The sequence below is a fragment of the Pantoea vagans genome, from assembly GCF_001506165.1.
Lineage (GTDB): Bacteria > Pseudomonadota > Gammaproteobacteria > Enterobacterales > Enterobacteriaceae > Pantoea > Pantoea vagans_C.
On sequence record NZ_CP011427.1, the window covers coordinates 4,239,076 to 4,264,463 of the forward strand.

The 25,388-nt window shown below is 54.5% G+C and carries 20 protein-coding genes; 9 read left to right on the forward strand and 11 right to left on the reverse strand.

Annotated elements, in window-relative coordinates:
• Positions 1–93: 93 nt before the first annotated feature.
• Together glpK and LK04_RS19585 are read right to left on the reverse strand one after the other, a co-directional pair.
• Positions 94–1,605, reverse strand: a complete 1,512-nt coding sequence (gene glpK / locus LK04_RS19580; protein WP_034823749.1) for a glycerol kinase GlpK — start codon at positions 1,603–1,605, stop codon at positions 94–96.
• Between the two features lie 29 nt (positions 1,606–1,634).
• Positions 1,635–2,483: an MIP/aquaporin family protein gene (locus LK04_RS19585; protein ID WP_039328274.1), complete on the reverse strand. Its 849-nt coding sequence runs from the start codon at positions 2,481–2,483 to the stop codon at positions 1,635–1,637.
• A 421-nt stretch (positions 2,484–2,904) separates the two neighbouring features.
• Here LK04_RS19585 and zapB point away from each other — a divergent pair, with 421 nt between their 5' ends.
• Positions 2,905–3,144: a cell division protein ZapB gene (gene zapB / locus LK04_RS19590; protein ID WP_034823745.1), complete on the forward strand. Its 240-nt coding sequence runs from the start codon at positions 2,905–2,907 to the stop codon at positions 3,142–3,144.
• Between the two features lie 153 nt (positions 3,145–3,297).
• Here zapB and rraA read toward each other — a convergent pair whose 3' ends face one another.
• From rraA to priA, 6 genes are all read right to left on the reverse strand, one after another.
• On the reverse strand, positions 3,298–3,783 hold the full coding sequence (gene rraA / locus LK04_RS19595) for a ribonuclease E activity regulator RraA (protein ID WP_039328319.1): 486 nt from the start codon (positions 3,781–3,783) through the stop codon (positions 3,298–3,300).
• Between the two features lie 154 nt (positions 3,784–3,937).
• On the reverse strand, positions 3,938–5,272 hold the full coding sequence (hslU, locus tag LK04_RS19600; protein WP_039328277.1) for an HslU--HslV peptidase ATPase subunit: 1,335 nt from the start codon (positions 5,270–5,272) through the stop codon (positions 3,938–3,940).
• An 11-nt stretch (positions 5,273–5,283) separates the two neighbouring features.
• Positions 5,284–5,814 (reverse strand): ATP-dependent protease subunit HslV, encoded by a 531-nt coding sequence (hslV, locus tag LK04_RS19605; protein WP_071885763.1) that lies wholly within the window; start codon positions 5,812–5,814, stop codon positions 5,284–5,286.
• 187 nt (positions 5,815–6,001) lie between these two features.
• Positions 6,002–6,892 carry a cell division protein FtsN gene (gene ftsN / locus LK04_RS19610; protein ID WP_039328280.1) on the reverse strand — a complete coding sequence of 297 codons (891 nt, stop codon included), beginning with the start codon at positions 6,890–6,892 and terminating at the stop codon, positions 6,002–6,004.
• A 149-nt stretch (positions 6,893–7,041) separates the two neighbouring features.
• Positions 7,042–8,046, reverse strand: coding sequence for a DNA-binding transcriptional regulator CytR (gene cytR / locus LK04_RS19615; protein ID WP_418903655.1), 1,005 nt, complete (start codon positions 8,044–8,046; stop codon positions 7,042–7,044).
• Positions 8,047–8,246: 200 nt separating this feature from the next.
• On the reverse strand, positions 8,247–10,445 hold the full coding sequence (priA, locus tag LK04_RS19620) for a primosomal protein N' (RefSeq protein WP_039328286.1): 2,199 nt from the start codon (positions 10,443–10,445) through the stop codon (positions 8,247–8,249).
• A 222-nt stretch (positions 10,446–10,667) separates the two neighbouring features.
• Here priA and rpmE point away from each other — a divergent pair, with 222 nt between their 5' ends.
• Entirely contained in the window at positions 10,668–10,883 is a 216-nt protein-coding gene (gene rpmE, locus LK04_RS19625) for a 50S ribosomal protein L31 (protein WP_021506837.1), read from the forward strand.
• A 77-nt stretch (positions 10,884–10,960) separates the two neighbouring features.
• Here the strand turns inward: rpmE and metJ are convergent, their stop codons facing one another.
• Entirely contained in the window at positions 10,961–11,278 is a 318-nt protein-coding gene (gene metJ / locus LK04_RS19630; RefSeq protein WP_034823729.1) for a met regulon transcriptional regulator MetJ, read from the reverse strand.
• Positions 11,279–11,555: 277 nt separating this feature from the next.
• Between metJ and metB the strand changes: the two genes are divergently transcribed.
• The 3 genes from metB (at position 11,556) to metF (ending at position 16,253) form a co-directional block, all read left to right on the forward strand.
• Positions 11,556–12,716: a cystathionine gamma-synthase gene (gene metB / locus LK04_RS19635; protein ID WP_039328291.1), complete on the forward strand. Its 1,161-nt coding sequence runs from the start codon at positions 11,556–11,558 to the stop codon at positions 12,714–12,716.
• 2 nt (positions 12,717–12,718) lie between these two features.
• On the forward strand, positions 12,719–15,151 hold the full coding sequence (locus tag LK04_RS19640; RefSeq protein WP_039328294.1) for a bifunctional aspartate kinase/homoserine dehydrogenase II: 2,433 nt from the start codon (positions 12,719–12,721) through the stop codon (positions 15,149–15,151).
• 205 nt (positions 15,152–15,356) lie between these two features.
• Positions 15,357–16,253, forward strand: a complete 897-nt coding sequence (gene metF, locus LK04_RS19645; protein WP_039328297.1) for a methylenetetrahydrofolate reductase — start codon at positions 15,357–15,359, stop codon at positions 16,251–16,253.
• Positions 16,254–16,483: 230 nt separating this feature from the next.
• Here the strand turns inward: metF and ppc are convergent, their stop codons facing one another.
• Together ppc and argE are read right to left on the reverse strand one after the other, a co-directional pair.
• Complete coding sequence (gene ppc / locus LK04_RS19650; RefSeq protein ID WP_039328300.1) at positions 16,484–19,135, reverse strand: phosphoenolpyruvate carboxylase; 2,652 nt, start codon at positions 19,133–19,135, stop codon at positions 16,484–16,486.
• Positions 19,136–19,381: 246 nt separating this feature from the next.
• Positions 19,382–20,530, reverse strand: coding sequence for an acetylornithine deacetylase (gene argE, locus LK04_RS19655; protein ID WP_059109822.1), 1,149 nt, complete (start codon positions 20,528–20,530; stop codon positions 19,382–19,384).
• Between the two features lie 169 nt (positions 20,531–20,699).
• Here argE and argC point away from each other — a divergent pair, with 169 nt between their 5' ends.
• From argC to argH, 4 genes are all read left to right on the forward strand, one after another.
• Entirely contained in the window at positions 20,700–21,704 is a 1,005-nt protein-coding gene (argC, locus tag LK04_RS19660; RefSeq protein WP_039336502.1) for an N-acetyl-gamma-glutamyl-phosphate reductase, read from the forward strand.
• 15 nt (positions 21,705–21,719) lie between these two features.
• Positions 21,720–22,493, forward strand: a complete 774-nt coding sequence (gene argB, locus LK04_RS19665) for an acetylglutamate kinase (RefSeq protein ID WP_039336504.1) — start codon at positions 21,720–21,722, stop codon at positions 22,491–22,493.
• Between the two features lie 15 nt (positions 22,494–22,508).
• Positions 22,509–23,726, forward strand: coding sequence for an argininosuccinate synthase (locus tag LK04_RS19670; RefSeq protein WP_039336506.1), 1,218 nt, complete (start codon positions 22,509–22,511; stop codon positions 23,724–23,726).
• 76 nt (positions 23,727–23,802) lie between these two features.
• A complete protein-coding gene (gene argH, locus LK04_RS19675; RefSeq protein WP_039336508.1) occupies positions 23,803–25,176 on the forward strand; it encodes an argininosuccinate lyase in 1,374 nt (457 codons plus the stop codon).
• Positions 25,177–25,388: the final 212 nt, after the last annotated feature.

Below are 25,388 nucleotides of genomic sequence, written 5' to 3' on the forward strand. Positions count from 1 at the left end.
CACCTGATAAAAAACAGGCAAGCAGTGTAGCACGGAGGGGAAAGTGAGACGGGTAGAAAAACCCGCGGCAGGGTGCCGCGGGTCAGTTGAGTATTACTCTGAGTCTTCCCACGCTTGTGCGCGCGCGACAGCTTTCTTCCAGCCAGCGTAACGTACGTTACGTTCGGTGGTTTCAATGCTTGGGCGGAACTCGCGCTCAACCACGGCTTTCGCACGCACTTCTTCCAGATCGCTCCAGAAGCCAACCGCCAGGCCCGCCAGGTAAGCGGCGCCTAATGCTGTGACCTCACGCACTTCTGGACGCTCAACGCGGGTACCCAGAATGTCTGACTGGAACTGCATCAGGAAGTTGTTGGCAACCGCACCGCCATCAACACGCAGGGATTGCAGGCGCGTACCGGCATCATTCTGCATGGCTTCCAGTACGTCACGCGTCTGGTAAGCGATGGATTCCAGAGTCGCGCGGATGATGTGGTTAGCATTCGCACCACGTGTCAGACCAAAGATGGCGCCACGCGCATACGGATCCCAGTATGGTGCGCCCAGACCGGTGAAGGCTGGCACCATGTAAACGCCGTTGGTGTCTTTCACTTTCAGCGCGAAGTATTCAGAGTCAGTTGAATCACTGATCAGCTTCATCTCATCACGCAGCCACTGAATGGACGCGCCGCCGATAAACACCGCACCTTCCAGTGCATAGTTCACTTCACCGCGTGGGCCGCAGGCGATGGTGGTCAGCAGGCCGTGGGTGGAGGTCACCGCTTCGGTACCGGTGTTCATCAACATGAAGCAGCCAGTGCCGTAAGTGTTTTTCGCCATGCCAGGTTGCACACACAGCTGGCCGTACAGCGCTGCCTGTTGGTCACCTGCAATACCGGCGATAGGAATACGCGTACCGCCTTTACCACCGATGTTGGTCTGGCCGTAGATTTCAGAAGAGCCTTTAACTTCCGGCAGCATTTCGCGCGGAATATCAAGGATCTCCAGCATGCGCTCATCCCACTCCAGCTTGTGGATGTTGTACATCATGGTACGCGAGGCATTGGTGTGATCGGTGATGTGTACGCGGCCCTGTGTCATTTTCCACACCAGCCAGGTATCAACGGTTCCGAACAGCAGCTCGCCACGTTTTGCACGCTCACGCGCACCTTCCACGTTGTCGAGAATCCACTTCACTTTGGTGCCGGAGAAGTACGGGTTAATCACCAGACCGGTGGTGTGCTGGATGTACTCTTCCAGTCCCTCTTTCTTCAGCTTGTTACAGTAGTCCGCAGTACGCGGATCCTGCCAGACAATGGCGTTGTAGATTGGCTTACCGGTCTCTTTATCCCACACGATGGCGGTTTCACGCTGGTTAGTGATACCAATCGCGGCAATTTCATCAGAGCGAATGTCGGCATGAGCCAGCACTTCTACCAGCGTTGAGCTTTGTGAGGCCCAGATGTCCATTGGGTCATGCTCTACCCAGCCCGCTTTCGGGTAGATCTGGGTAAATTCACGCTGTGAGACGGCGACGATGTTCGCGTCATGATCCAGTACCACGGCACGGGAGCTGGTCGTGCCCTGATCGAGCGCGAGAATGTATTTTTTATCAGTCGTAGTCATTTTATTTTCCTGATGATTAACGATGAAACTTACGCTTTACGCTGCTCAGCGCGTGCGACCGGTTTTTCTGTTTTGCTGGCTTCCGCCACATTGACAGGCAAGTTACGGCCAATCAGTGAACGGTAACCGAAGGCTCCGAGGCAGGCACCCACTAATGGGCCAAAAATCGGAACCAGGAAGTAAGGAATATCTTTGCCACCGGTAAAGGCCACGTCACCCCAACCGGCGATGAAGGCAAACAGTTTTGGACCAAAGTCACGTGCCGGGTTCAGTGCGAAGCCGGTGAGTGGGCCCATTGAACCGCCAATCACGGCAACCAGCAGACCAATTAACAGCGGCGCCAGCGGACCACGAGGCACACCATTGCCGTCGTCAGTCAGTGCCATAATCACCGCCATCAACACTGCCGTAATCACCATCTCCACCAGGAAAGCCTGACCTACAGTGATGTGTGGGTTTGGATAGGTAGAGAAGATGCCGGCCAGGTCGAGGCTCTGCACGCTACCGCGTACCATTTGATGGCTGACTTCATAATCAAAGAACAAATTGTAGTAGAGACCATAAACCAACGCTGCCGCACAGAAGGCTCCGGCAACCTGCGCCAGGATGTAGGGCAGAACTTTACGGCCTTCGAAGTTAGCGAACAGGCACAGCGCGACGGTAACGGCTGGATTCAAATGCGCACCTGACACGCCAGCACTGAGATAAACTGCCATGGAGACAGCTAAACCCCAGATAATACAAATTTCCCACTGACCGAATGCGGCACCCGCCAGTTTCAGCGCCGCCACACAGCCTGCACCAAAAAAGATGATCAAACCGGTGCCGAGAAACTCGGCGATGCACTGACCTTTTAGTGTGTTCGTTGTCTGACTCATAATGGTATTCCTGAAGCGAGGTTAAATTTTATCAGTTTTTGTTCTCAATCCATGAGTCACCCAGCTCTTATGTAGGGCTGATGTGAATTTATCGTTAACGAGCATAAACGAGAAATAGCGAAATCGAAATATGTGTACTGCGTCATAAAAATGCGCGTTTTCGCGTCTTTTGCTTTTCTTTATGACCCATTAACCCTGCTGTCACTGGGTGCAATACCGTGACCGCGCGCAAAAATGCGCGAACGTGAGCGTTTTTTTAAGCATTAACTGAAAAGTGTTACAGACTAGCGTTGCAGGCCCTGTGCCGCTGGACTTGCAAGGTCTCGCTACATACAATCGGGACATCGTGGCTGGACGCACCATAACAAGGCAGTCCCAGCACCATCAACGCCTTGCAAGAGATTTAGGAGAGGTCAGAAAGATGTCATTTGAAGTGTTCGAAAAACTGGAAGCGAAAGTACAGCAGGCGATTGATACCATCACTCTGCTGCAGATGGAAATTGAAGAGCTGAAAGATCAGAACAACACGCTGCGCAACGAAGCCAGCCAGGCTTCTGGCAACCAGGATGCACTGGTACGTGAAAACCAGCATCTGAAAGAAGAGCAGCATGTATGGCAGGAGCGCCTGCGTGCACTGCTGGGAAAAATGGAAGAGGTTTAAGCCAGTATTTAAACATCAGCGCTTAAACCAACGGGTGCCTCGGCACCCGTTTTATACCCGTCATACTTCAAGCCGCAGGTGCGTTGGCTGCCTTCCTGCACCAAGAGTAGGCCCCATGAGGGGACTCGAAGTATTTAAGGTGTATTTTGTGGCTTACTCGATATCGAGTGCGTCTTCCGACAGGATGATACCGGTATTGTCGGCATACAAGTGGTCACCGGAGAAGAAGGTGACACCACCAAAGTTAACGCGAACGTCACTTTCACCAATACCTTCACCTGCAGCGCCTACGGGAATCGCGGCAATCGCCTGAATGCCGATCTCCAGCTCCTCCAGATCGTCAACCTGGCGCACGGAACCGTAAACCACCAATCCTTCCCACTCATTTTGCGCGGCCAGACGTGCCAGTTGTGCATCCACCAGCGCGCGACGTACGGAACCTCCGCCGTCAATGACCAGCACACGACCCCGACCATTCTCTTCGAGTAAATCATAGAGCAGGCCGTTGTCTTCGAAACATTTCACTGTGGTGATTTGTCCACCGAATGAGGTGCGTCCGCCAAAATTTGAAAAGAGCGGTTCAACCACGTTCACTTCTTCATGGTAGATGTCACAGAGTTCGGAAGTATCGTATTTCATGAGGGTATCGTCTGTTTGCCACAGGAGGGGTAAGTATATCGCTATCTGAGGATTGTTGGCAAAATCATCAACCGTCAAAAAAAGCGCTGCATCAATATCCTGCGCAAAAAAAATGCCCGGCGCAGTGGCCGGGCATCGCACATCGATGAGACGATTACAGAATAAAGCGGCTGAGATCTTCGTCTGCCACCAGCACGTCCAGATGCTTGCCAACGTACTCGGCATCAATGGTGATGGATTCACCGCTACGATCGCTGGCGTCATAGGAGATGTCTTCCATCAGACGTTCCAACACCGTGTGCAGGCGGCGCGCACCGATGTTCTCGGTGGTTTCATTGACCTGCCATGCGGCTTCAGCGATACGACGAATGCCGTCTTCGGTGAAATCGACATTCACACCTTCTGTGCCCATCAGCGCTTTGTACTGCACGGTAACGGAGGCATTAGGTTCTGTCAGAATGCGCTCAAAGTCATTCACAGTCAGCGCTTGCAGCTCAACGCGAATCGGTAAACGACCCTGCAGTTCTGGAATCAGATCCGATGGGCTCGCCACCTGGAATGCGCCCGAAGCAATAAACAGGATGTGGTCAGTTTTGACCATGCCGTGTTTGGTTGAAACGGTGCAACCTTCTACCAGCGGCAGCAAGTCGCGCTGCACGCCTTCACGTGAAACGTCAGGACCGGAAGACTGGCCGCCGCGCTTACAGATTTTGTCGATTTCGTCGATGAAAACGATACCGTGCTGCTCAACAGCCTCGATAGCGTCCTGCTTCAACTCTTCCGGATTCACCAGTTTTGCCGCTTCTTCCTCGATCAGCAGCTTCATCGCGTCTTTGATCTTCAGCTTGCGTGCTTTCTGCTTCTGACCGCCGAGGTTTTGGAACATCGACTGCAACTGGCTGGTCATCTCTTCCATGCCAGGAGGAGCCATGATCTCAACACCGGCAGAAGAGGCCGCCAGATCGATCTCAATTTCTTTATCGTCCAACTGGCCTTCACGCAGCTTCTTGCGGAAAGACTGGCGTGCAGCAGAAGGTTCAGCGGTGTGCTCCGCCTGGCCCCAGTTATTTTTTGCCGGTGGGATCAGCACATCGAGAATGCGCTCTTCAGCCATCTCTTCGGCACGGTATTTGTTTTTCTCGATCGCCTGGCTGCGCACCATCTTGATAGCGGAGTCGGTCAAATCACGAATAATCGAGTCCACTTCTTTACCGACATAACCGACTTCGGTGAATTTAGTGGCCTCAACTTTGATGAAAGGTGCGTTAGCGAGTTTTGCCAGACGGCGAGCGATTTCGGTTTTACCGACACCGGTCGGGCCAATCATCAGAATGTTTTTTGGTGTCACTTCATGGCGCAGCTCTTCGTCGAGCTGCATGCGGCGCCAGCGGTTACGCAGCGCAATCGCGACGGCCTTCTTGGCGCCATCCTGGCCAATGATGAAGCGGTTAAGCTCGCTGACAATCTCACGGGGAGTCATCTCAGACATGATTTTAATCCTTACGCCTTAGACGGTAATTCTTCGAAGTTAATGTTGTGGTTGGTGTAGATGCAGATATCACCCGCGATGTTCAGCGCTTTCTCTACGATATCGTGCGCACCAATGTCCGTGTTCTCCAGCAGGGCGCGTGCCGCTGCCTGGGCGTAAGGTCCGCCAGAACCGATGGCAATCAGGTCATTTTCCGGCTGAATCACGTCACCGTTACCGCTGATGATCAACGAGGAGTTTTCATCAGCGACCGCCAGCAGTGCTTCAAGACGGCGCAGCATGCGATCGGTGCGCCAGTCTTTTGCCAGTTCGACCGCGGCTTTCACCAGGTGACCCTGATGCATCTCCAGCTTGCGCTCGAACAGTTCAAATAGGGTGAAGGCATCTGCAGTACCGCCAGCAAAACCAGCGATGACTTTGTCGTTGTAGAGACGACGCACTTTCTTAACATTGCCTTTCATCACGGTATTGCCGAGAGTCGCCTGGCCATCACCGCCAATTACGACTCGGCCGTTGCGTCGTACACTTACTATTGTTGTCACGGGCAGACCCCTTGTTGCAGTGGAAAAGGAACGCCGCGCACAGAGCGCGGAGTATCATGCAACCAGATATGGGGCAAGTTTAGAGGGTTTCAACCCCAAGATTTGTCTTACTTGACAGGGCAGGTGAGCTGGCGAGGTACGCTCACCCCTGTTGTATGCTCAGGGGGAGTGCACTTGCCGCTCGTCTTTAAGGTAATGCGAGAGGAATACAGCTGCTGTGGCCGGAACTGTGTAAGCGTTTGACGGTGCTGTCCGCGCTGCTGCGATCTTTAAACGGTCCGATAACCACGCGATTCCAGCCACCGCCGGTGGTGATGCGGCTTTCGAAACCTTCGAATGCCAGCCCCGCACGCACAGATTCTGCCTGATCGGTACCTTTAAACGATCCACACTGCACCATCCAGCGCTGAGCAGTGGCCTTCTCTTCCGGCTTCGCTTTTGCCGTCTCCTGCGGTTTCGGCTGTTGCACCGGCTCGCGGGTAATTGGCGCGGGTTGCTGCTGCTGACGCGTGGCCTGCTGCTGCTGAATCTGCTGTTGGCGCTGCTGCTGTTGTAACTGTTGCTGCTGGCGCTGTAATTGCTGTTGCTGAACTTGCACCTGCTGCTGACGTTGCAAGGTTTGCTGGCGCTGCGCAGGTGTTTGCTCGTTCCATGGCACTTCGTTCAGCTGCGTGGGTTGCTGGCGCATATCCGCCTGCATCTGCTCCAGCAGCTGACGTTGTTCATCAGTGAGTTGGGTTTGCGACTGCACGCCACCGCCAGCAGACGGTTCAGTCGGCGTTGGCACGGTGATCTGGCGATTTTCCAGCTCTTTGATGTACTTCCAGCGCTCTTCCGGCTTAGGCGGAAGGCCGTTGCCGTTGGCTTTATGATTCGGAATAACCTCAGTCTCTTCTTTTTTATGATGAGAGATGAACCATAAACCACCGGCAAAGGTGACCAGCACGGCCACGGCCAGTACCATCATCAGCTTTGAGGTGCCGGAGCCGCCTTTGCTTTTCTTGCTGCGGCCCGCTGCGGGTTTTTTGCGACGCGTCCCTGTTGAACGCCCGCGGCCTACATAATCTCTCTGTGCCACTTTCGTTCTGATACCCTTTAAAAAATGCCAATGGGCCTGTAAATGTACTGTTAATTGCCCGGCAAGGAATGCGCCATGTTACTCAAGGGCTGGAACTTTGACCAGCAGAGTCTGCCTTAAGAATCTGCTGAAAATGCAGGGTTCCATCGTTATTTTTCACGTTTTGCGGCGGGTGCCGTGCTCCCGCGCACGCGCAGCTCTGCATCCAGCAGGCGAGACCCGTTATTGACCCGCTTACCTTGTAACTCATCGAGCAACAGCAGCATCGCTTCGCGGCCGATGGCAAATCGCGGCTGGGCGACGGTGGTCAGCGGTGGATCGTAATACTGTGCCAGCTCGATATCGTCAAAACCCACCACGGAAAGGTCCTGAGGAATGCGCATGCCGAGTTTACGTGCTTGATTCATCGCGCCCAGCGCCATCAAATCGCTGTGACAGAATATCGCTTTAGGCGGGATCGGTAAGCTCATTAACTGTTTCAGCGCATTAGCGCCTGCTTCGAAGGTGAAATCACCGTGGACAATCATCGTCGGGTCAATGGCGATATTGCTGCGGCGCAGCGCCTGAATATAGCCTTGCAAACGATACTGGCAGAGTGGGATGTGCTCAGGGCCGGTGATACACGCAATCTGGCGATGGCCGAGTTGCAGCAGATGGTTGACCGCTTCAAAGGCTGCGGTCAGGTTATCGATGTGCACCGTGGGCAGCGCCATTTCTGGGGCAAACTCATTGCCCATCACCATCGGTGGCAGATTGCGTTGATCTTCAATACCCGCCTCGAATGGCAACTGTGAACCCAGCAGCACCATCCCGTCGATTTGCCGTGTCAGCATCAGGTTCAGGAAGGTTTTTTCTTGTTGATCCTGATGCGCGCAGTCACCAATCAGCACCAGATAACCTTCCTGAGCGGCAGTCACTTCCACGCCACGAATGATTTCGCTAAAGAAGGGGTCACAGATGTCCGGCACAATCACCAGAATGGTTTGAGTTTCACCGCGTTTGGCGTTGCGCGCCAATCCATGTGGCGCGTAGCCTACGTCAATGACGGCCTGTTCAACTTTCTGCCGGGTGGCAGCCGAGACTTTTTCTGGATTCATCAACGCACGAGATACCGTGGCGGTTGAAACGCCGGCTTTCTCGGCCACATCTTTCATGGTGGCAGCAGATGAAGGTTGCTTCTGGTCCAACGTATAACTCCTGACGCGGTACAGCGCATTGATTTTCAGACATTGCCGGGCTTCAGCCGGGATGGGCACTATTGATAACCCAACGCCGGATGAGGTTGTTACTTAATTTGCATAAAAATTGTGACTTGTGCGACTTTTTTCGATCTGGCTCGCAGATGTGATGTGGCTTAGCTCTCAGTAGGATCGATATCCAGCGTCCATTTCACTTTACGCGCGGCTGGCAAGGTTGAGACTAAGGGCAATGAACTGCTGAGCAACTGTTGCAGGCGTTTGCGTGAAGGGTGCTGTATCAGCAGTTGCCAACGCCAGCGTCCACTGCGTTTCGGCGCCAGAGCAGGAACCGGACCCATCAACCACATGGCTTCATCTTTCAGTGGGCTGGCTTCCAGCAAATTACGCAGCTGCGTCAGAAATTCGGCGGCCTGCGCGTTATCCAAGTCTTCAGCCCGAAACAGCGCATGGCTGGTCCAGGGGGGGAGTTGGACGGATTGGCGCTCCAGCAAGGTTTCATCAGCAAAAGCGAAATAGCCGCGATGGAGCAGCGTCTGCAACAGGGGATGTTCCGGATGATGGGTTTGTAGCAACACTTCACCCTGTTTTCCGGCGCGTCCAGCGCGGCCCGCGACCTGGGTATACAGCTGCGCAAAGCGTTCGGCGGCCCGGAAGTCAGCGGAGAACAACGCGCCATCGACATCCAGTAGCGATACCAGCGTCACATCGGGGAAATGGTGGCCTTTGGCCAGCATCTGCGTACCGACCAAAATGCGGGCTCCCCCGCGATGTACATCGGCCAGATGTTGTTCCAGCGCGCCTTTGCGGCTGGTGGTATCACGGTCGATGCGCGATACCGGCACGCCAGGGAAGAGTGTGCTGAGCTGCTGTTCCAGCTGTTCGGTCCCTACACCCACCGGCATCAAATGCGTCGAACCACAGCCAGGACACTGGTTTGGCAGCGGGCGCTGGCTGTCGCAATGGTGGCAGCGCAACTGGCGGTGATGTTGATGGAGGGTGTAATAGCTATCGCAACGCTGACACTCGGCTAACCAGCCGCAGTCGTGGCACATTAACGCCGGAGAAAATCCGCGTCGGTTAAGGAACAGCAACACCTGATTATCGGCCTGTAAATGCTGACGCATTTTGCCTAACAGCGCAGGGGCCAGGCCGCCTTTTAGCTGCTGGCCCTTAAGATCGATCAGCTGTTGCAAAGCCGGTTTGGCATTTCCAGCGCGCTTGGTGAGATTGAGCTGGCGATATTTCCCGACGCGCACATTGTGCAGGGTTTCCAGCGCCGGCGTGGCTGAACCCATCACGACAGGAATATCCTCCTCGTGCGCACGGAACACCGCCAAATCACGAGCCTGATAGCGCCAGCCTTCCTGCTGCTTATAAGAGCTGTCGTGCTCTTCATCAATAATGATCACGCCAGGACGGGCCAGCGGCGTGAACAAGGCCGAGCGCGTGCCGATGATAATCGCCGTTTCGCCGCGGCGCGCACGCAGCCACACTGCCAGGCGCTCACTGTCGTTGAGTGCAGAGTGCAGGACATCGATGGGCGCATCAAATCGTTCGCGGAAGCGGGCGATAGTTTGGGGCGTCAGCCCGATTTCTGGCACCAGCACCAGCGCCTGTTTGCCGCGTGCCAGCACATTCTCCAGCACGCTGAGGTAGACTTCCGTTTTACCGGAACCGGTAATGCCTGCCAGTAACCAAGGGGCATAGTGCTCGTCTTCGCTGCGAATCGCACCTACTGCCATGGCTTGATCGGTGTTCAGGCGCAGGCGATCGCCTTTTACGGCAAAGGTGGTGCGCCAGTCGTGCATTTGCGGCGCGTGTTCACGCAGATCACACAGCCCTTTTGTGCGCAGCGATTGCAGCGCAGCATCAGTCAGATCCTGTTCACTGACCTGGTGGCGATAAAGCGGCTGTTGGCGCAGTGCCGCCAGTGCCTGCTGCTGCTTAGGCGCACGCTTCAGGCTTTCCATCGCCACTTCACGTCCCGCGTCGTTGATCACCCACTGCCAGAGCGGGGATTCCTGAGCCGGTTTACCCTGGCGCAACAGCACCGGCAACGCGTGGCTCAGCACTTCGCCGAGTGGGTAATGATAGTAACTTGCTGCCCAGTTGAGGATGCGCCACAGTGCGGGAGAGAAAAGGCTCTGATCGTCCAGCACGCTTTCCAGTTGCTTTAGCTGCGTCAGAGGCAGATCGCTGCTTTCTTGAATCTTCACCACAATGCCAATCATTTTGCGATTGCCAAACGGTACGCTCACGCGGCTACCGACCACCGGCTGCGGCGCGTCGATGGGCAGCAGGTAGTCAAACAGGCGAGGCAGCGGAACGGGCAGGGCAACCTGAACAACGGGCATGTCGATCTCTATCCGGTTCTGTCAAAAGGAGAAGTAGTGTACACGCTCGCTTCAGCAGCGGGTATAGATCGCCGGGATTTGCCTGGTGCGGTCAAATTCTGTATACTATGCCGCCTTTGATGAGACGACTCGTCAAAGATACACTTAATTGTTCAACCGCGTGTGGTGCTGTGCAGGTTCGCCTGGCACGGAGAGCGACACGGCCTTTTATGAGGTTCTCCCATGAAACAAGGTATTCACCCGAAATACGAAGCTGTGACCATCACCTGCTCTTGCGGCAACGTGATCAACACCCGTTCAACCATGACTGGTACCCTGAACCTGGACGTGTGCGGCAAATGCCACCCGTTCTACACTGGTAAGCAGCGTGTTGTTGATTCTGGTGGTCGTGTTGATCGCTTCAACAAGCGTTTCAGCATCCCAGGCAGCAAGAAATAAGATTATTTGCCATCGAATCTTCATGATTCGGCAGCAAGAAAAAACCCAGCCAAGGCTGGGTTTTTTTGTTTCTGGACTCAGTATTCCCAGGTATCGGGATCGATGCCCATCTCACGCATGATCTGTTTGGCTTCTTCCGGAATCTCATCACTGCGTTCTTTACGCAGATCAACATCATTTGGCAGAGGCTGCCCGGTGAAAGCATGCAAAAAGGCTTCGCACAGCAATTCGCTGTTAGTGGCATGACGCAGGTTGTTCACCTGACGGCGGGTGCGCTCATCCGTTAAAATTTTCAGCACTTTCAGCGGGATAGAAACTGTAATTTTCTTGACCTGCTCGCTCTTCTTACCGTGCTCAGCGTAAGGGCTGATATATTCGCCGTTCCATTCAGCCATGGGTTACCTTAATCAATAAAAGTTGAATATGGGGAAATCCGTTGATTATGCCCGATTTTTCGATGCCTGACCGCTTAAACTGCCGGTTTTATGCTTAAACATCGCTTTTCACAGGAAAGCGCGCTGAACACCAGGCGATGACGCGTAATTTTAGCGGTTATTGATGATTTGCTCAATCTATACGCAAAGACATTTAGATGTCCAGATGTATTGACGTCTATGCGCTGAATGTTATCCTGTTGCCACTTCTTATTACACTTCAGGAACAGTAAGCACCATGACGCGTAAACAGGCAACCATCGCAGTACGCAGCGGTTTGAATGATGACGAGCAATATGGCTGCGTTGTCCCCCCGATTCATCTTTCCAGCACCTACAACTTTCTCGATTTCAACGAACCGCGTGCGCATGACTACTCACGTCGCGGAAATCCTACGCGTGATGTGGTACAACGCGCGCTGGCCGAGTTGGAAGGTGGTGTGGGCGCGGTATTGACCAATACCGGGATGTCGGCAATCCATTTGGTGACCACCGTGTTCCTGAAGCCGGGCGACCTGTTGGTGGCCCCACATGACTGTTACGGCGGCAGCTATCGCCTGTTCGACAGCCTGAGCAAGCGTGGCGCTTATCGCGTCAAATTTGTCGATCAGGGTGATAAAGCAGCACTGGCCGCGGCACTGGCTGAAAAACCGAAGCTGGTGCTGGTCGAAAGCCCAAGCAACCCGTTGCTGCGCGTGGTGGATATCGCCGGTATTTGCCAGGCGGCGCGTGAAGCTGGTGCCGTCAGCGTGGTGGATAACACCTTCCTGAGCCCGGCGTTGCAGAACCCGCTGGCATTGGGCGCCGATCTGGTGATCCACTCTTGCACCAAATACCTGAATGGCCACTCCGACGTGGTGGCGGGTGCAGTGATTTCTAAAGATCCTGCCGTGGCAACCGAACTGGCCTGGTGGGCGAATAATATTGGTGTAACCGGCGCAGCGTTTGATAGCTACCTGCTGCTGCGCGGTTTGCGCACGCTGGCACCACGTATGGCGGCCGCACAACGTAATGCGCTGGCAATTGTTGATTACCTGAAGCAACAACCGCTGGTGAAAAAACTGTATCATCCATCTCTGCCGGAAAATGCGGGTCATGAGTATGCGGTACGTCAACAGCGTGGCTTTGGTGCGATGCTCAGTTTTGAACTCGACGCTGATGAAGCACGTCTGCGCCGCTTCTTGAAAGCGCTGCAGCTGTTCACCCTGGCAGAATCGCTGGGTGGCGTAGAGAGTTTGATTTCGCATACCGCGACCATGACGCATGCCGGTATGTCTGCGGAAGCGCGTGCCGCAGCGGGAATTTCGGAAACGCTGTTGCGTATTTCTGTCGGAATTGAAGATCACGAAGATTTAATCGCCGATCTGGATAATGCCTTCCGGATCGCAGCCGAGGACTAAGCATGACGATTTCAGCAGGCGCGGGAACGCCGAACAAGCAGTTGCATAAATTTGGTGGCAGTAGCCTGGCCGATGCGCGTTGTTATCAGCGTGTTGCCAGCATCATGGCGGATTACAGCCAGCCGGGCGACTTAATGGTGGTCTCTGCCGCAGGCAGTACCACCAATCAGCTGATTAGCTGGCTCAAGTTGAGCCAGAGCGATCGCCTATCTGCGCATCAGGTGCAACAAGCTTTACGGCGTTACCACAGCGAGCTGATTGCTGCGCTGCTGCCTGCTGAATTTGCTGAAACCCTGACGGCTTCGTTTATTCGTGATTTGGAACGTCTTGCGGCACTGCTGGATGGCACCATCACCGATGCGGTCTATGCCGAAGTCGTCGGTCATGGCGAACTTTGGTCGGCGCGTTTGATGGCCGCGGTACTTAGCCAGCGTGATATTGAAGCGGCCTGGCTGGATGCACGTGACTTCCTGCGTGCCGAGCGTGCTGCGCAGCCACAGGTGGATGAAGGCAAATCCTGGCCGTTGTTGCAGGCATTGCTGGCACAGCATCCGCATAAACGTCTGGTGGTGACCGGCTTTATCAGCCGCAGCGATGCCGGTGAAACCGTGTTGCTGGGCCGTAATGGTTCGGATTACTCGGCCACGCAGATTGGTGCGCTGGCTGGCGTCAGTCGCGTGACCATCTGGAGTGACGTGGCCGGGGTTTACAGTGCCGATCCACGTAAAGTCTCCGATGCTTGTCTGTTACCGCTGCTGCGTTTAGACGAAGCCAGCGAACTGGCACGTCTCGCTGCCCCGGTGCTGCATACCCGCACGTTACAGCCAGTCTCAAATAGCGATATCGATTTGCAACTGCGTTGCAGTTACCAGCCAGAGCAGGGTTCCACGCGCATTGAACGCGTGCTGGCTTCTGGCACCGGCGCGCGTATCGTCACCAGCCATGACGACGTGTGTCTGGTGGAGATTCAGATCCCAGACAACCATGACTTTAAAACCCAGCAGAAAGAGATCGATCTGCTGCTGAAGCGGGCGCAACTGCGTCCGTTAGCGATTGGCGTGCATCCTGACCGTCGGTTGCTGCAACTCTGCTACACCTCAGAAGTGGTGAACAGCGCCTTTAACCTGTTGCAGGACGCCGCGCTGCCGGGTCATCTGCAATTGCGTGATGGCTTAGCGCTGGTGGCGCTGGTGGGGGCAGGCGTGACGCGCAATCCTCTGCACAGCCATCGTTTCTGGCAGCAAATTAAAGATCAGCCGGTTGAGTTTGTCTGGCAGTCAGAAGACCATATCAGCATCGTTGCGGTACTGCGTGTCGGCCCAACCCAGCATCTGATTCAGGGACTGCACCAGTCGCTGTTCCGCGCGGAAAAACGCATTGGTTTAATGCTGTTCGGCAAAGGCAATATCGGTTCGCGTTGGCTGGAGCTGTTTGCTCGCGAGCAGGAAAGTTTATCGGCGCGGACCGGTTTTGAATATGTGCTGGCGGGTGTGGTGGACAGTAGCCGCAGCCTGCTGAGCTATGAAGGTCTTGATGCCAGCCGCGCATTGGCTTTCTTTGAAGATGAAGCCGAAGCGCGCGATGAAGAGTCATTGTTCCTGTGGATGCGCGCCCACCCGTTTGATGATTTAGTGGTGCTGGATGTCACTGCCAGTGCGCCGTTGGCCCAGCAGTACCTTGATTTTGCCAGTCACGGTTTCCACGTCATCAGTGCAAATAAAGTGGCGGGGGCATCAAGTGGTCAAAGCTGGCGCCAGATCCGTGATGCCTTCGCGAAAACCGGTCGCCATTGGTTGTATAACGCCACCGTGGGCGCCGGTTTGCCGGTCAACCATACGGTGCGCGATCTGCGTGAAAGCGGTGACAGCATTCTGGCGATCAGCGGCATTTTCTCCGGTACGCTGTCGTGGCTGTTCCTGCAATTTGATGGCACGGTGCCGTTCAGTGAGCTGGTGGATCAGGCCTGGCAGCAGGGCTTAACCGAGCCCGATCCACGCGTTGATTTATCGGGTCAGGACGTGATGCGCAAGCTGGTGATTCTGGCGCGTGAAGCCGGTTATGACATTGAGCCAGACCAGGTGCGTGTCGAATCGCTGGTGCCAGCGGATTGCGAAGACGAATCTATCGATCACTTTTTCGAGAACGCCGACGATCTTAACGACCAGATGCTGCAACGCCTTGAGGCCGCGCAGGAGATGGGGTTAGTTCTGCGCTACGTGGCGCGTTTCGACGCGAATGGCAAAGCGCGCGTTGGTGTTGAGGCGGTGCGTCCTGAGCATCCGCTCGCCTCGCTGCTGCCGTGTGATAACGTATTTGCCATCGAAAGCCGCTGGTATCGTGATAATCCGCTGGTGATCCGTGGGCCAGGCGCAGGCCGCGATGTCACGGCGGGCGCACTGCAATCTGATATCAACCGCCTCGCGCAACTGCTGTAATCTTACCTATCCTGCAGACGGCGTCCGTCGTCTGCATTTCCCTCTTTTCATGAAACTCTTTCACATTGGTTGAATTATTGTCACGCCTGTACATTAATTTTAGGTTGACGCTAACCCCGTAATCGTTCAATTTAAGCATCTGGACGTCTAAACGTATGGATGTTCGGGGGCCGCAAAATAATCGATGTGATGACGAGGTAACAGGATGAGTTTCTTTCACGCCAATCAACGCGAAGCGCTGAACCAAAGCCTGGCTGAGCTGAACGGGCAAATTAATGTTTCTTTTGAGTTTTTCCCGCCGCGCACCAGTGAAATGGAAGAGACCTTGTGGAGCTCCATCGATCGACTCAGCAGCCTGAAGCCTAAATTTCTCTCCGTCACCTACGGTGCCAACTCAGGCGAGCGTGACCGTACGCATAGCATCATTAAAGGCATTAAAGATCGTACCGGCCTGGAAGCGGCGCCGCATTTAACCTGTATCGATGCCACTCGTGATGAACTGCGTGCGATTGCACGTGATTACTGGGAAAACGGTATCCGTCATATTGTGGCGCTGCGTGGCGATTTACCGCCTGGCAGCGGCAAACCCGAGATGTACGGCGCGGATTTAGTTGAATTGCTTAAAGAAGTGGGCGATTTTGATATCTCCGTGGCGGCTTATCCAGAAGTGCATCCCGAAGCGAAAAGTGCCCAAGCGGACCTGATCAACCTGAAGCGTAAAGTGGATGCGGGAGCCAATCGCGCTATCACGCAGTTCTTCTTTGATGTCGAAAGTTATCTGCGCTTCCGTGACCGCTGCGTAGCGGCAGGCATTGACGTGGAAATCGTGCCGGGGATTCTGCCAGTATCGAACTTCAAACAGCTGCAGCGCTTCGCCACCATGACCAACGTTCGTGTACCTGGCTGGATGAATGCAATGTTTGAAGGGTTGGATAACGATCCAGAGACACGCAAAATGGTCGGCGCCAGTGTCGCCATGGACATGGTAAAAATCCTGTCACGCGAAGGTGTGAAAGATTTCCATTTCTATACGTTGAACCGTGCAGAGCTGAGCTACGCCATTTGTCACACGCTGGGTGTGCGTCCGCCTGTCTTGGCCTGATCATCTACAACGGAATCACGAATAAGAGGGCCAATGGGTCCTCTTTTTTTATAGGCACTGGCTTACAGAGTGAGAAGAGGCGGCAAATGGAGTAAAGCGTCGAGCGCCATGGATGGCGCCCGCCGAGCGATCAGGGACGAGACAGCGACTTTACGTAATTTGTCGCCTCTTCTCGCGACGCCCATGAAAAAAGGGGCACATTGGCCCCTTCATGATGAGCGTTTTCACCACTAGCCCGTATTACGCATACCCGCCGCAACACCTGCAATCGTTACCATCAGTGCTTGTTCAACGCGTGCATCTGGCTCATCACCACGATCTTCCTGCGCACGCGCACGATGCAGCAATTCAGCCTGCAGCACGTTGAGCGGATCGGTGTAGACGTTACGCAGCGCGATGGACTCGGCAATCCATGGTTGGTCGGCCATCAGATGCGCATCGTTGGCGATGGTCAACACAGCTTTGATATCCGCTGCCAGCTGATCGCGCAGTTGCTGGCCCAACGACCACAGCGATTTATCCACCAGACGCTGATCGTAATACTCCGCCAGCCACAAGTCGGCTTTCGAGAACACCATTTCCAGCATACCCAGGCGCGTAGCAAAGAACGGCCATTCGCGGCACATCGCTTCCAGTTGATCCTGATGGCCTTCATCCATCGCTTTCTGCAGCGCGGCACCCGCACCGAGCCAGGCCGGCAGCATCAGGCGGTTCTGCGTCCAGGCAAAAATCCACGGAATGGCACGCAGTGACTCCACGCCACCGGTTGGACGACGCTTCGCCGGACGCGAGCCGAGCGGCAGTTTGCCCAGTTCCTGTTCCGGTGTTGCGGAACGGAAATACGGCACGAAGTCAGGATTTTCACGCACATAGCCACGGTACATCGCGCAGGAGTGCGCTGACAGACCGTTCATGATCTCCTTCCACTCACGCTTTGGTTCTGGCGGCGGCATCAGGTTGGCTTCCAGAATCGCACCGGTATACAGCGACAGACTAGCGATGGTGACTTCTGGCAAACCGTACTTGAAGCGAATCATCTCGCCCTGTTCAGTCACGCGCAGGCCACCTTTCAGGCTGCCCGGCGGTTGCGACAGCAGTGCTGCATGGGCAGGTGCGCCGCCACGGCCGATGGAACCACCGCGTCCGTGGAACAGCGTCAGCGTGATGCCGGCCTTCTCACAGGTTTTGATCAGCGCGTCTTGTGCTTCATATTGTGCCCAGCTGGCGGCCATCACGCCGGCATCTTTTGCCGAGTCGGAATAACCAATCATCACCATCTGTTTGCCGTTGATGAAGCCGCGATACCAGTCGATGTTCAGCAACTGCGTCATCACGTCATTGGCGTTGTTCAGGTCATCAAGGGTTTCAAACAGCGGCGCAACCGGCATCGCATAAGGAATGCCCGCTTCTTTCAGCAGCAGATGCACGGCCAGCACATCTGACGGCGTTTTTGCCATGGAAATCACGTAGGAAGCGATCGATCCTTCTGGCGCATCGGCCACCACTTTACAGGTGTCCAGCACTTCACGCGTGTTGTCGCTTGGCTCCCACTGGTGTGGCAGCAGCGGACGTTTGGAATTCAGTTCACGGATCAGGAACGCCTGCTTGTCGGCTTCTGACCAGCTTTCATAATCACCCAGACCAAGGTAGCGCGTTACTTCAGCAATCGCCTCAGTATGACGGGTGCTCTCCTGGCGAATATCAATGCGCACTAGCGGTACGCCAAAGCATTTCACGCGGCGCAACGTATCCAGCAGTTGGCCATTGGCAATGATGCCCATACCGCACTGTTGCAGCGATTGATAGATAGCGAACAGCGGTTGCCACAGCTGATCGTTGTTCACCAGCAAATCAGCCGGACGCGGCAGGCGTTCACCTTTCAGACGACGCCCCAGATACGCTTGGGTGGTCATCAGCTGGCCACGGATGCGCTTGAGGATCATGCGATACGGTTCCAGCGCTTCGGGATCGCCGCACAGCTCACGCACTTCATCGCTGCATTCAGACATCGACAGCTCAGAGATCAGCACACCCACATCGCGCAGGAACAGATCGGCGGCTTTCCATCGGCTCAGTTGCATCGCATGACGGGTGATCGGCGCAGTAACGTTGGGGTTGCCATCGCGGTCGCCACCCATCCATGAGGTGAATTTAATTGGGACGAAGTCCACTGGCAGCTTGATGCCAAAAGTCTCTTCGACTTGTTCATTCAGCTCACGCAGGAAAGCCGGCACGCCTTGCCACAGGCTGTTTTCCACCACTGCAAAGCCCCATTTGGCTTCGTCAATCGGGGTAGGGCGATATTTACGGATTTCATCCGTATGCCAGGCTTGCGCGACCAGTTGGCGCAAGCGACGCATCACCTGCGTGCGCTCATAATCGGAGATGTCGCTGTGATCGAGTTGCTGCAAGCAGCTATTCACTTCACCCAGCATGTGAATCAAGGTGCGACGTGTGATTTCGGTTGGGTGCGCAGTTAACACCAGCTCCAGCGACAGCGATTCAATCGCCTGACGGATCGCCGCTTCACTCAGGTCGCCCTGCTGTTTCAGATGTTCAAAGGTTTTTTTCAGCAGCTCAGGGTTATTCGCCCCCTCGCCGCTGCGGGAAATGGTCTGATACTGTTCAGCCACGTTGGTCAGGTTCAGGAACTGGCTAAAGGCACGCGCGACGGGCAGCAGCTCGTCGTTAGAGAGGTTTTGCAGCGTGTTCAGCAATTCCTTACGATCGGTGTCATTTCCAGCGCGGGATGATTTAGAGAGCTTGCGGATGGTCTCCACACGTTCGAGGATGTTCTCTCCCAGTGCATCCTTTATCGTATCCCCGAGCAGTTTGCCGAGCATACTGACATTACTTCGCATTGCGGAATATTGTTCGTTCATTTGACCCTGACACCCTCATCGTCTTAAAAGTACCCTTACACCCAACGGGCATAACATCGTCTTTTATCTAGCCACGGTTCTTCCTGTACGTCAATTGACTTAAATTGACGATAATTCGCTGCTAACTACCGGAAATTCATAGAATTAAATTGAGAGGAAGCGAGATAAGTTATTCTTATTATTAAATCCCGAACAATGACCGGGCAATTTGCTGTTTTAACAGTGAATTGCCCCATCTATTGTTAATCAGTGGCAAAAATGCTGTACAACCTGCGTGATAAGCGCATGAGTTGGCTTAATAAATGCGGTATCAATAAATTCATCTGGCTGATGGGCCTGATTGATCGATCCTGGGCCTAAAACCAATGTTGGGCATAACAACTGGATAAAAGGCGCTTCAGTGCAATAGTTCACCACTTCAGTCGGCACACCCAGCAGTTTCTCAACGACTTTCACCAGTTCATGATCGGCAGGGCATTCGTAGCCCGGAATCGGTGGATGCAGTTCGCCTACGGTTAAGCGTCCTGGCCAGCGCTCGCTTACCGGTGCTAAGGCTTCATTCAGCAAACCGTCGAGATCGCTCAGGGTTAAGCCCGGCAGCGGACGAATATCCATATGTAATTCGCAGCAGGCGCAAATTCGGTTGGCGGCGTCACCCCCGTGAATGTGACCAAAGTTCATGGTCGGGTAGGGGATAGCGAAGCCGTCGTGGTTATAACGCGTTTTCAGCGTGTTACGCAGCTGCATCAACTGGGTAATGGACTCATGCATCAGTTCGATGGCGTTGACACCGCGCGCGGGATCGCTGGAGTGGCCTGACTGGCCCTGAATACGAATCACATTCGACAGGTGACCTTTGTGAGCACGTACCGGTTTTAGCGAGGTCGGTTCACCAATAATGGCGCAGTCCGGACGCAGCTGGGTGGATTCCGAAAAATACTTCGCACCGGCCATGGTGGTTTCTTCATCGGCGGTCGCAAGGATGTACAGCGGCTTGCTCAGTTTAGTCACGTCAACTTCACGCAACGCATCCAGAATAAAGGCAAAGAAGCCTTTCATATCCGCCGTACCCAAGCCGTATAACTTGTTGTCGTGTTCAGTCAAGGTAAAGGGATCGCGCGTCCAACGGCCATCATCGTAGGGAACGGTGTCCGTGTGACCCGCCAGCAGCAGGCCGCCCGCACCTAATCCGCTGCGTGCCAGCATGTTGAATTTATGGCGCGTACCCGGTACCGGTTGTACTTCGACACTGAAGCCCAGATCGCGGAACCAACCTGCCAGTAAATTGATTAAAGTTTCATTGCTCTGATCGATGGCGCTGTCGGTCGCGCTGATCGATGGTGTGGCAATCAACTGGCGGTAGAGTTCGATAAAAGGTGGTAATTTTGTCTTCACTGTTGACGGTCCTTGGGTTAGGATGTATCAATATTCATGCATTAATAGTGAATAAAAATACAATAACGTCGTCTGCATGTGAAGAGAGAAATCTTCTGCAAACGGCATCGTGGGCAACGGGGCAAGGCCGCGACCCGGAATGTGTGACTGTAATAAGGTATACAGCCTGATGTTGAATACGCTGATCGTTGGTGCCAGTGGTTATGCTGGCGTAGAGCTTGCCACTTACCTGAATCGCCATCCGCATATGAACATAACCGCTTTGGCGGTTTCAGCGCAAAGCCCGGATGCCGGAAAATTACTGTCGGACCTGCATCCGCAGCTGAAAGGCATTGTGGATTTGCCACTGCAGCCGTTGAGTGATGCCTCAGAATGGGCCGATAAAGTCGATGTGGTGTTCCTTTGCACTGCCCATGAAGTCAGCCACGATCTGGCACCAGGTTTCCTTCAAGCCGGTTGCGTAGTGTTCGATCTTTCCGGTGCGTTCCGCGTCAACGACGAAGCTTTCTATACTCAATATTATGGTTTCAGCCATCAGCATCAGGAGTGGCTGGACAAAGCGGTCTACGGCCTGGCGGAATGGCAGCACGACAAAATTAAAGATGCACAGTTGGTCGCCGTGCCGGGTTGCTACCCAACGGCGGCTCAGCTGTCATTGAAACCGCTGGTTGAAGCGGGCCTGCTTAACGATGCACAGTGGCCAGTGATCAATGCCACCAGCGGCGTAAGCGGTGCAGGGCGTAAAGCCAATGTTGGCACCAGCTTCTGTGAAGTGAGCCTGCAACCCTATGGGCTGTTTAACCACCGTCATCACCCTGAAATCGTTGCGCATTTGGGAACGCCAGTGATCTTCACGCCGCATCTGGGCAGCTTCCCGCGTGGTATTTTATCCACCACCACCTGCCGTCTGAAAGCCGGTGTGACGCAACAAGATGTCGCCGATGCTTTCCACAAGGCCTATCACGACAAACCGCTGGTGCGCGTGTATGACAAAGGCGTGCCTGCGCTGAAAGGGGTGGTCGGTTTGCCGTTCTGCGATATCGGTTTTGCCATGCAAGGCGAGCACCTGATTGTGGTGGCGGCGGAAGATAACCTGCTGAAAGGTGCCTCTTCGCAGGCGGTTCAGTGTTTGAACATTCGTTTCGGCTTCCCCGAAACGCTGTCACTGATTTAAAGGACGGAAACTGCAATGAATCCATTGATCATTAAACTGGGTGGCGTGTTGCTGGATAGCGAAGAAGCGCTGGCCCGTCTGTTTGATGCCCTGCTGGCGTATCGTAATGAATATCAGCGTCCGCTGATCATTGTGCACGGTGGCGGTTGCCTGGTTGACGAGCTGATGAAGAAGCTCGCCCTGCCAGTGAAAAAGAAGAACGGATTGCGCGTGACGCCAGCCGATCAGATTGACATTATTACCGGTGCCCTGGCCGGTACTGCCAACAAAACGCTGTTAGCGTGGGCAAAGAAATACGGCATTGGCGCAGTGGGCTTATGCCTCGGCGATGCTGGCCTGGTGAATGTGGCGCAGTTCGACGAAGAGCTCGGTCACGTGGGCAATGCCACGCCTGGCAATCCTGCGCTGGTGAATACCTTATTAAGTGCAGGCTACATGCCAGTGATCAGTTCAATTGGTATCACTGATGGCGGTGACTTGATGAACGTCAATGCTGACCAGGCGGCGACGGCGCTGGCGGCAACTATCGGTGCTGATTTGGTTCTGTTGTCTGACGTGAGCGGTATTCTCGATGGCAAAGGTCAGCGCATCGAAGAGATGACAGCAGAGAAAGCAGAGCAGTTGATTGCTCAAGGCATTATTACTGATGGCATGATCGTGAAAGTGAACGCGGCGCTCGACGCAGCGCGTACGCTGGGTCGCCCGGTTGATATTGCTAGCTGGCGTCATGCTGAACAGCTGCCAACCCTTTTCAACGGCGTGTCGATTGGCACCCGGATTCTCGCATAATCAAGGATTTAAGACATGAGCACGCAAAAGATTAAGAAAATCGTTCTGGCCTATTCCGGCGGTCTGGATACTTCAGCCATCATTCCATGGTTGAAAGAGAATTACGGCGATTGTGAAGTGGTGGCATTCGTGGCCAACATTGGTCAGGACCCAGCCGATCTGGAAGGCGTTGAGAAGAAAGCGCTGCAGTCTGGTGCTTCTGAATGCCACGTAGCTGACCTGCGTGAAGAGTTCATCAGCGAATACGTTTATCCTGTGCTGCAGACTGGCGCACTGTACGAAGGCACCTACCTGCTGGGTACCTCAATGGCACGTCCTATCATCGCTAAAGCGCAGGTTGAGCTGGCGCTGAAAGTCGGCGCAGACGCGCTGTGCCACGGTGCGACCGGTAAAGGTAACGATCAGGTGCGTTTCGAAACCACCTACACCGCACTGGCACCACAGCTGAAAGTGGTTGCGCCATGGCGTGAGTGGGACCTGCGTTCACGTGAAGCCCTGTTGGATTACCTGAAAGTACGCAACATCCCAACTACCGCTTCGCTGGAAAAAATCTACAGCCGTGACGAGAACGCATGGCACATCTCCACCGAAGGCGGCGTACTGGAAAGCCCAGCGAACGCACCGAACAAAGATTGCTGGGTATGGACCGTTGATCCACTGGAAGCGCCAGACCAGCCAGAGAACGTGACCGTCACCGTTGAGAAAGGCCGTGTGGTTGCCGTAAACGGTGAGAAGCTGAGTCCGTTCCAGTGCCTGGAAAAACTGAATGTGCTGGGCGCGAAGCACGGCGTGGGCCGTATTGATATCGTGGAAAACCGCCTGGTGGGTATTAAGTCTCGCGGCTGCTATGAAACCCCTGGCGGCACCATCATGGTTAACGCCCTGCGTGCGGTTGAGCAGCTGGTGCTGGATCGTGATAGCTTCAAATGGCGTGAGCAGTTGGGCCATGAGATGTCTTACGTAGTTTACGACGGTCGTTGGTTCGCGCCACTGCGTAAATCTATCCAGGCGGCAGCTGAATCACTGGCAGAAGAAGTGAATGGCGAAGTGGTACTGCAGCTGTATAAAGGCCAGGCGACCGCGATTCAGAAAACCTCTGCTAACAGCCTGTACTCTGAAGAATTCGCGACCTTCGGCGAGGACGAAGTGTACGACCACAGCCACGCGGGCGGCTTCATCCGTCTGTTCTCTCTCTCTTCACGCATCCGTGCACTGAACGAGCAGAAGAAGTAATACCGCAGCAGAGACGATTTTTTGCAAGGGCGGCCGCGAGCCGCCCTTTCTTTAACAGAATTCAGGAGTAAAGCAGATGGCACTTTGGGGCGGACGTTTTTCGCAGGCAGCAGACCAACGGTTCAAACAATTCAATGACTCACTGCGTTTTGACTATCGTCTGGCTGAGCAGGACATCACCGGGTCGATTGCGTGGTCAAAAGCGCTGGTGACCGTCAATGTGCTGAGCAGCGAAGAACAACAGCAGCTGGAAGCCGCATTAAATGAACTGCTGGCAGAAGTGCGCGCCAATCCAGAGCAGATTTTGCAAAGCGACGCAGAAGATATTCACAGCTGGGTTGAGGGCAAACTGATCGACAAAGTTGGCGCACTCGGTAAAAAACTGCATACCGGCCGTAGCCGTAACGATCAGGTCGCGACCGATCTCAAACTGTGGTGCAAAGAGCAGGTTGCGCTGCTGCTTGAAGCAACGCGTGAGCTGCAATCGGCTTTGGTGGCGACCGCAGAAGCCAATCAAGACGCAGTCATGCCGGGTTACACGCACTTGCAGCGTGCACAGCCGGTGACCTTTGCGCACTGGTGTCTGGCCTATGTTGAGATGCTGGCGCGTGATGAAAGCCGCTTGCAGGATACCCTGAAGCGTCTGGATGTCAGCCCGCTGGGCTGTGGCGCACTGGCTGGCACTGCGTATGAAATCGACCGTCAGCAGCTGGCGGGCTGGTTAGGTTTCGCCTCTGCCACCCGCAACAGCCTTGATACCGTGTCTGACCGCGATCACGTACTGGAGCTGCTGTCTGACGCATCGATCGGTATGGTGCACCTGTCACGCTTTGCTGAAGACCTGATTTTCTTCAACACCGGTGAAGCGGGCTTCCTTGAACTGTCTGACAAGGTGACGTCTGGCTCCTCACTGATGCCGCAGAAGAAAAACCCGGATGCGCTGGAACTGATTCGCGGCAAATGTGGCCGTGTGCAGGGCGCGTTGACCGGCATGATGATGACGCTGAAAGGTCTGCCACTGGCTTACAACAAAGACATGCAGGAAGATAAAGAAGGGCTGTTCGATGCGCTGGATACCTGGGGAGACTGCCTGCATATGGCGGTGCTGGTGCTGGACGGCATTCAGGTAAAACGTCCACGTTGCCAGGAGGCAGCAGAGCAAGGTTATGCTAACTCCACTGAGCTGGCGGACTATCTGGTGGCGAAGGGCGTACCTTTCCGTGAAGCACACCACATTGTGGGTGAAACAGTGGTAGAAGCGATCAAACAGGGCGTCGCGCTGGAAGCGTTAAGCCTGGCGCAGCTGAAGCAGTTCAGTGCGGTGATTGAGGACGATGTCTATCCGATCCTGTCACTGCAATCGTGCCTGGATAAGCGTAACGCCCAAGGCGGTGTGGCACCACAACAGGTGGCGTTCGCCATCAGCGAAGCGAAAAAGCGTTTAAGCTGATGAAAAAAAAGCGGGCTCCTTTTCGGTAGCCCGCCAACCTCTAGCTTCAGAATTACATGTTGTTATAGGCACATCATCAAGGGCTGGCACTCCCGGCCAACACCACGATTTTTCAAGCTGATTGCAGGTGATGCTCCATGTCATCTCAGCTTCTTTTCTACATTGCTTCGTATGGTCGGTATTATTCCTGTTCATTGCTTGATAGGGCTAAT

Coding starts and splice junctions, on each gene's coding strand:
- glpK (WP_034823749.1), bottom strand. CDS start 1,605: ATGACTACGACTGATAAAAAATACATTCTCGCGCTCGATCAGGGCACG.
- LK04_RS19585 (WP_039328274.1), bottom strand. CDS start 2,483: ATGAGTCAGACAACGAACACACTAAAAGGTCAGTGCATCGCCGAGTTT.
- zapB (WP_034823745.1), top strand. CDS start 2,905: ATGTCATTTGAAGTGTTCGAAAAACTGGAAGCGAAAGTACAGCAGGCG.
- rraA (WP_039328319.1), bottom strand. CDS start 3,783: ATGAAATACGATACTTCCGAACTCTGTGACATCTACCATGAAGAAGTG.
- hslU (WP_039328277.1), bottom strand. CDS start 5,272: ATGTCTGAGATGACTCCCCGTGAGATTGTCAGCGAGCTTAACCGCTTC.
- cytR (WP_418903655.1), bottom strand. CDS start 8,046: ATGAAAGATGTGGCCGAGAAAGCCGGCGTTTCAACCGCCACGGTATCT.
- priA (WP_039328286.1), bottom strand. CDS start 10,445: ATGCCCGTTGTTCAGGTTGCCCTGCCCGTTCCGCTGCCTCGCCTGTTT.
- rpmE (WP_021506837.1), top strand. CDS start 10,668: ATGAAACAAGGTATTCACCCGAAATACGAAGCTGTGACCATCACCTGC.
- metJ (WP_034823729.1), bottom strand. CDS start 11,278: ATGGCTGAATGGAACGGCGAATATATCAGCCCTTACGCTGAGCACGGT.
- metB (WP_039328291.1), top strand. CDS start 11,556: ATGACGCGTAAACAGGCAACCATCGCAGTACGCAGCGGTTTGAATGAT.
- LK04_RS19640 (WP_039328294.1), top strand. CDS start 12,719: ATGACGATTTCAGCAGGCGCGGGAACGCCGAACAAGCAGTTGCATAAA.
- metF (WP_039328297.1), top strand. CDS start 15,357: ATGAGTTTCTTTCACGCCAATCAACGCGAAGCGCTGAACCAAAGCCTG.
- ppc (WP_039328300.1), bottom strand. CDS start 19,135: ATGAACGAACAATATTCCGCAATGCGAAGTAATGTCAGTATGCTCGGC.
- argC (WP_039336502.1), top strand. CDS start 20,700: ATGTTGAATACGCTGATCGTTGGTGCCAGTGGTTATGCTGGCGTAGAG.
- argB (WP_039336504.1), top strand. CDS start 21,720: ATGAATCCATTGATCATTAAACTGGGTGGCGTGTTGCTGGATAGCGAA.
- LK04_RS19670 (WP_039336506.1), top strand. CDS start 22,509: ATGAGCACGCAAAAGATTAAGAAAATCGTTCTGGCCTATTCCGGCGGT.
- argH (WP_039336508.1), top strand. CDS start 23,803: ATGGCACTTTGGGGCGGACGTTTTTCGCAGGCAGCAGACCAACGGTTC.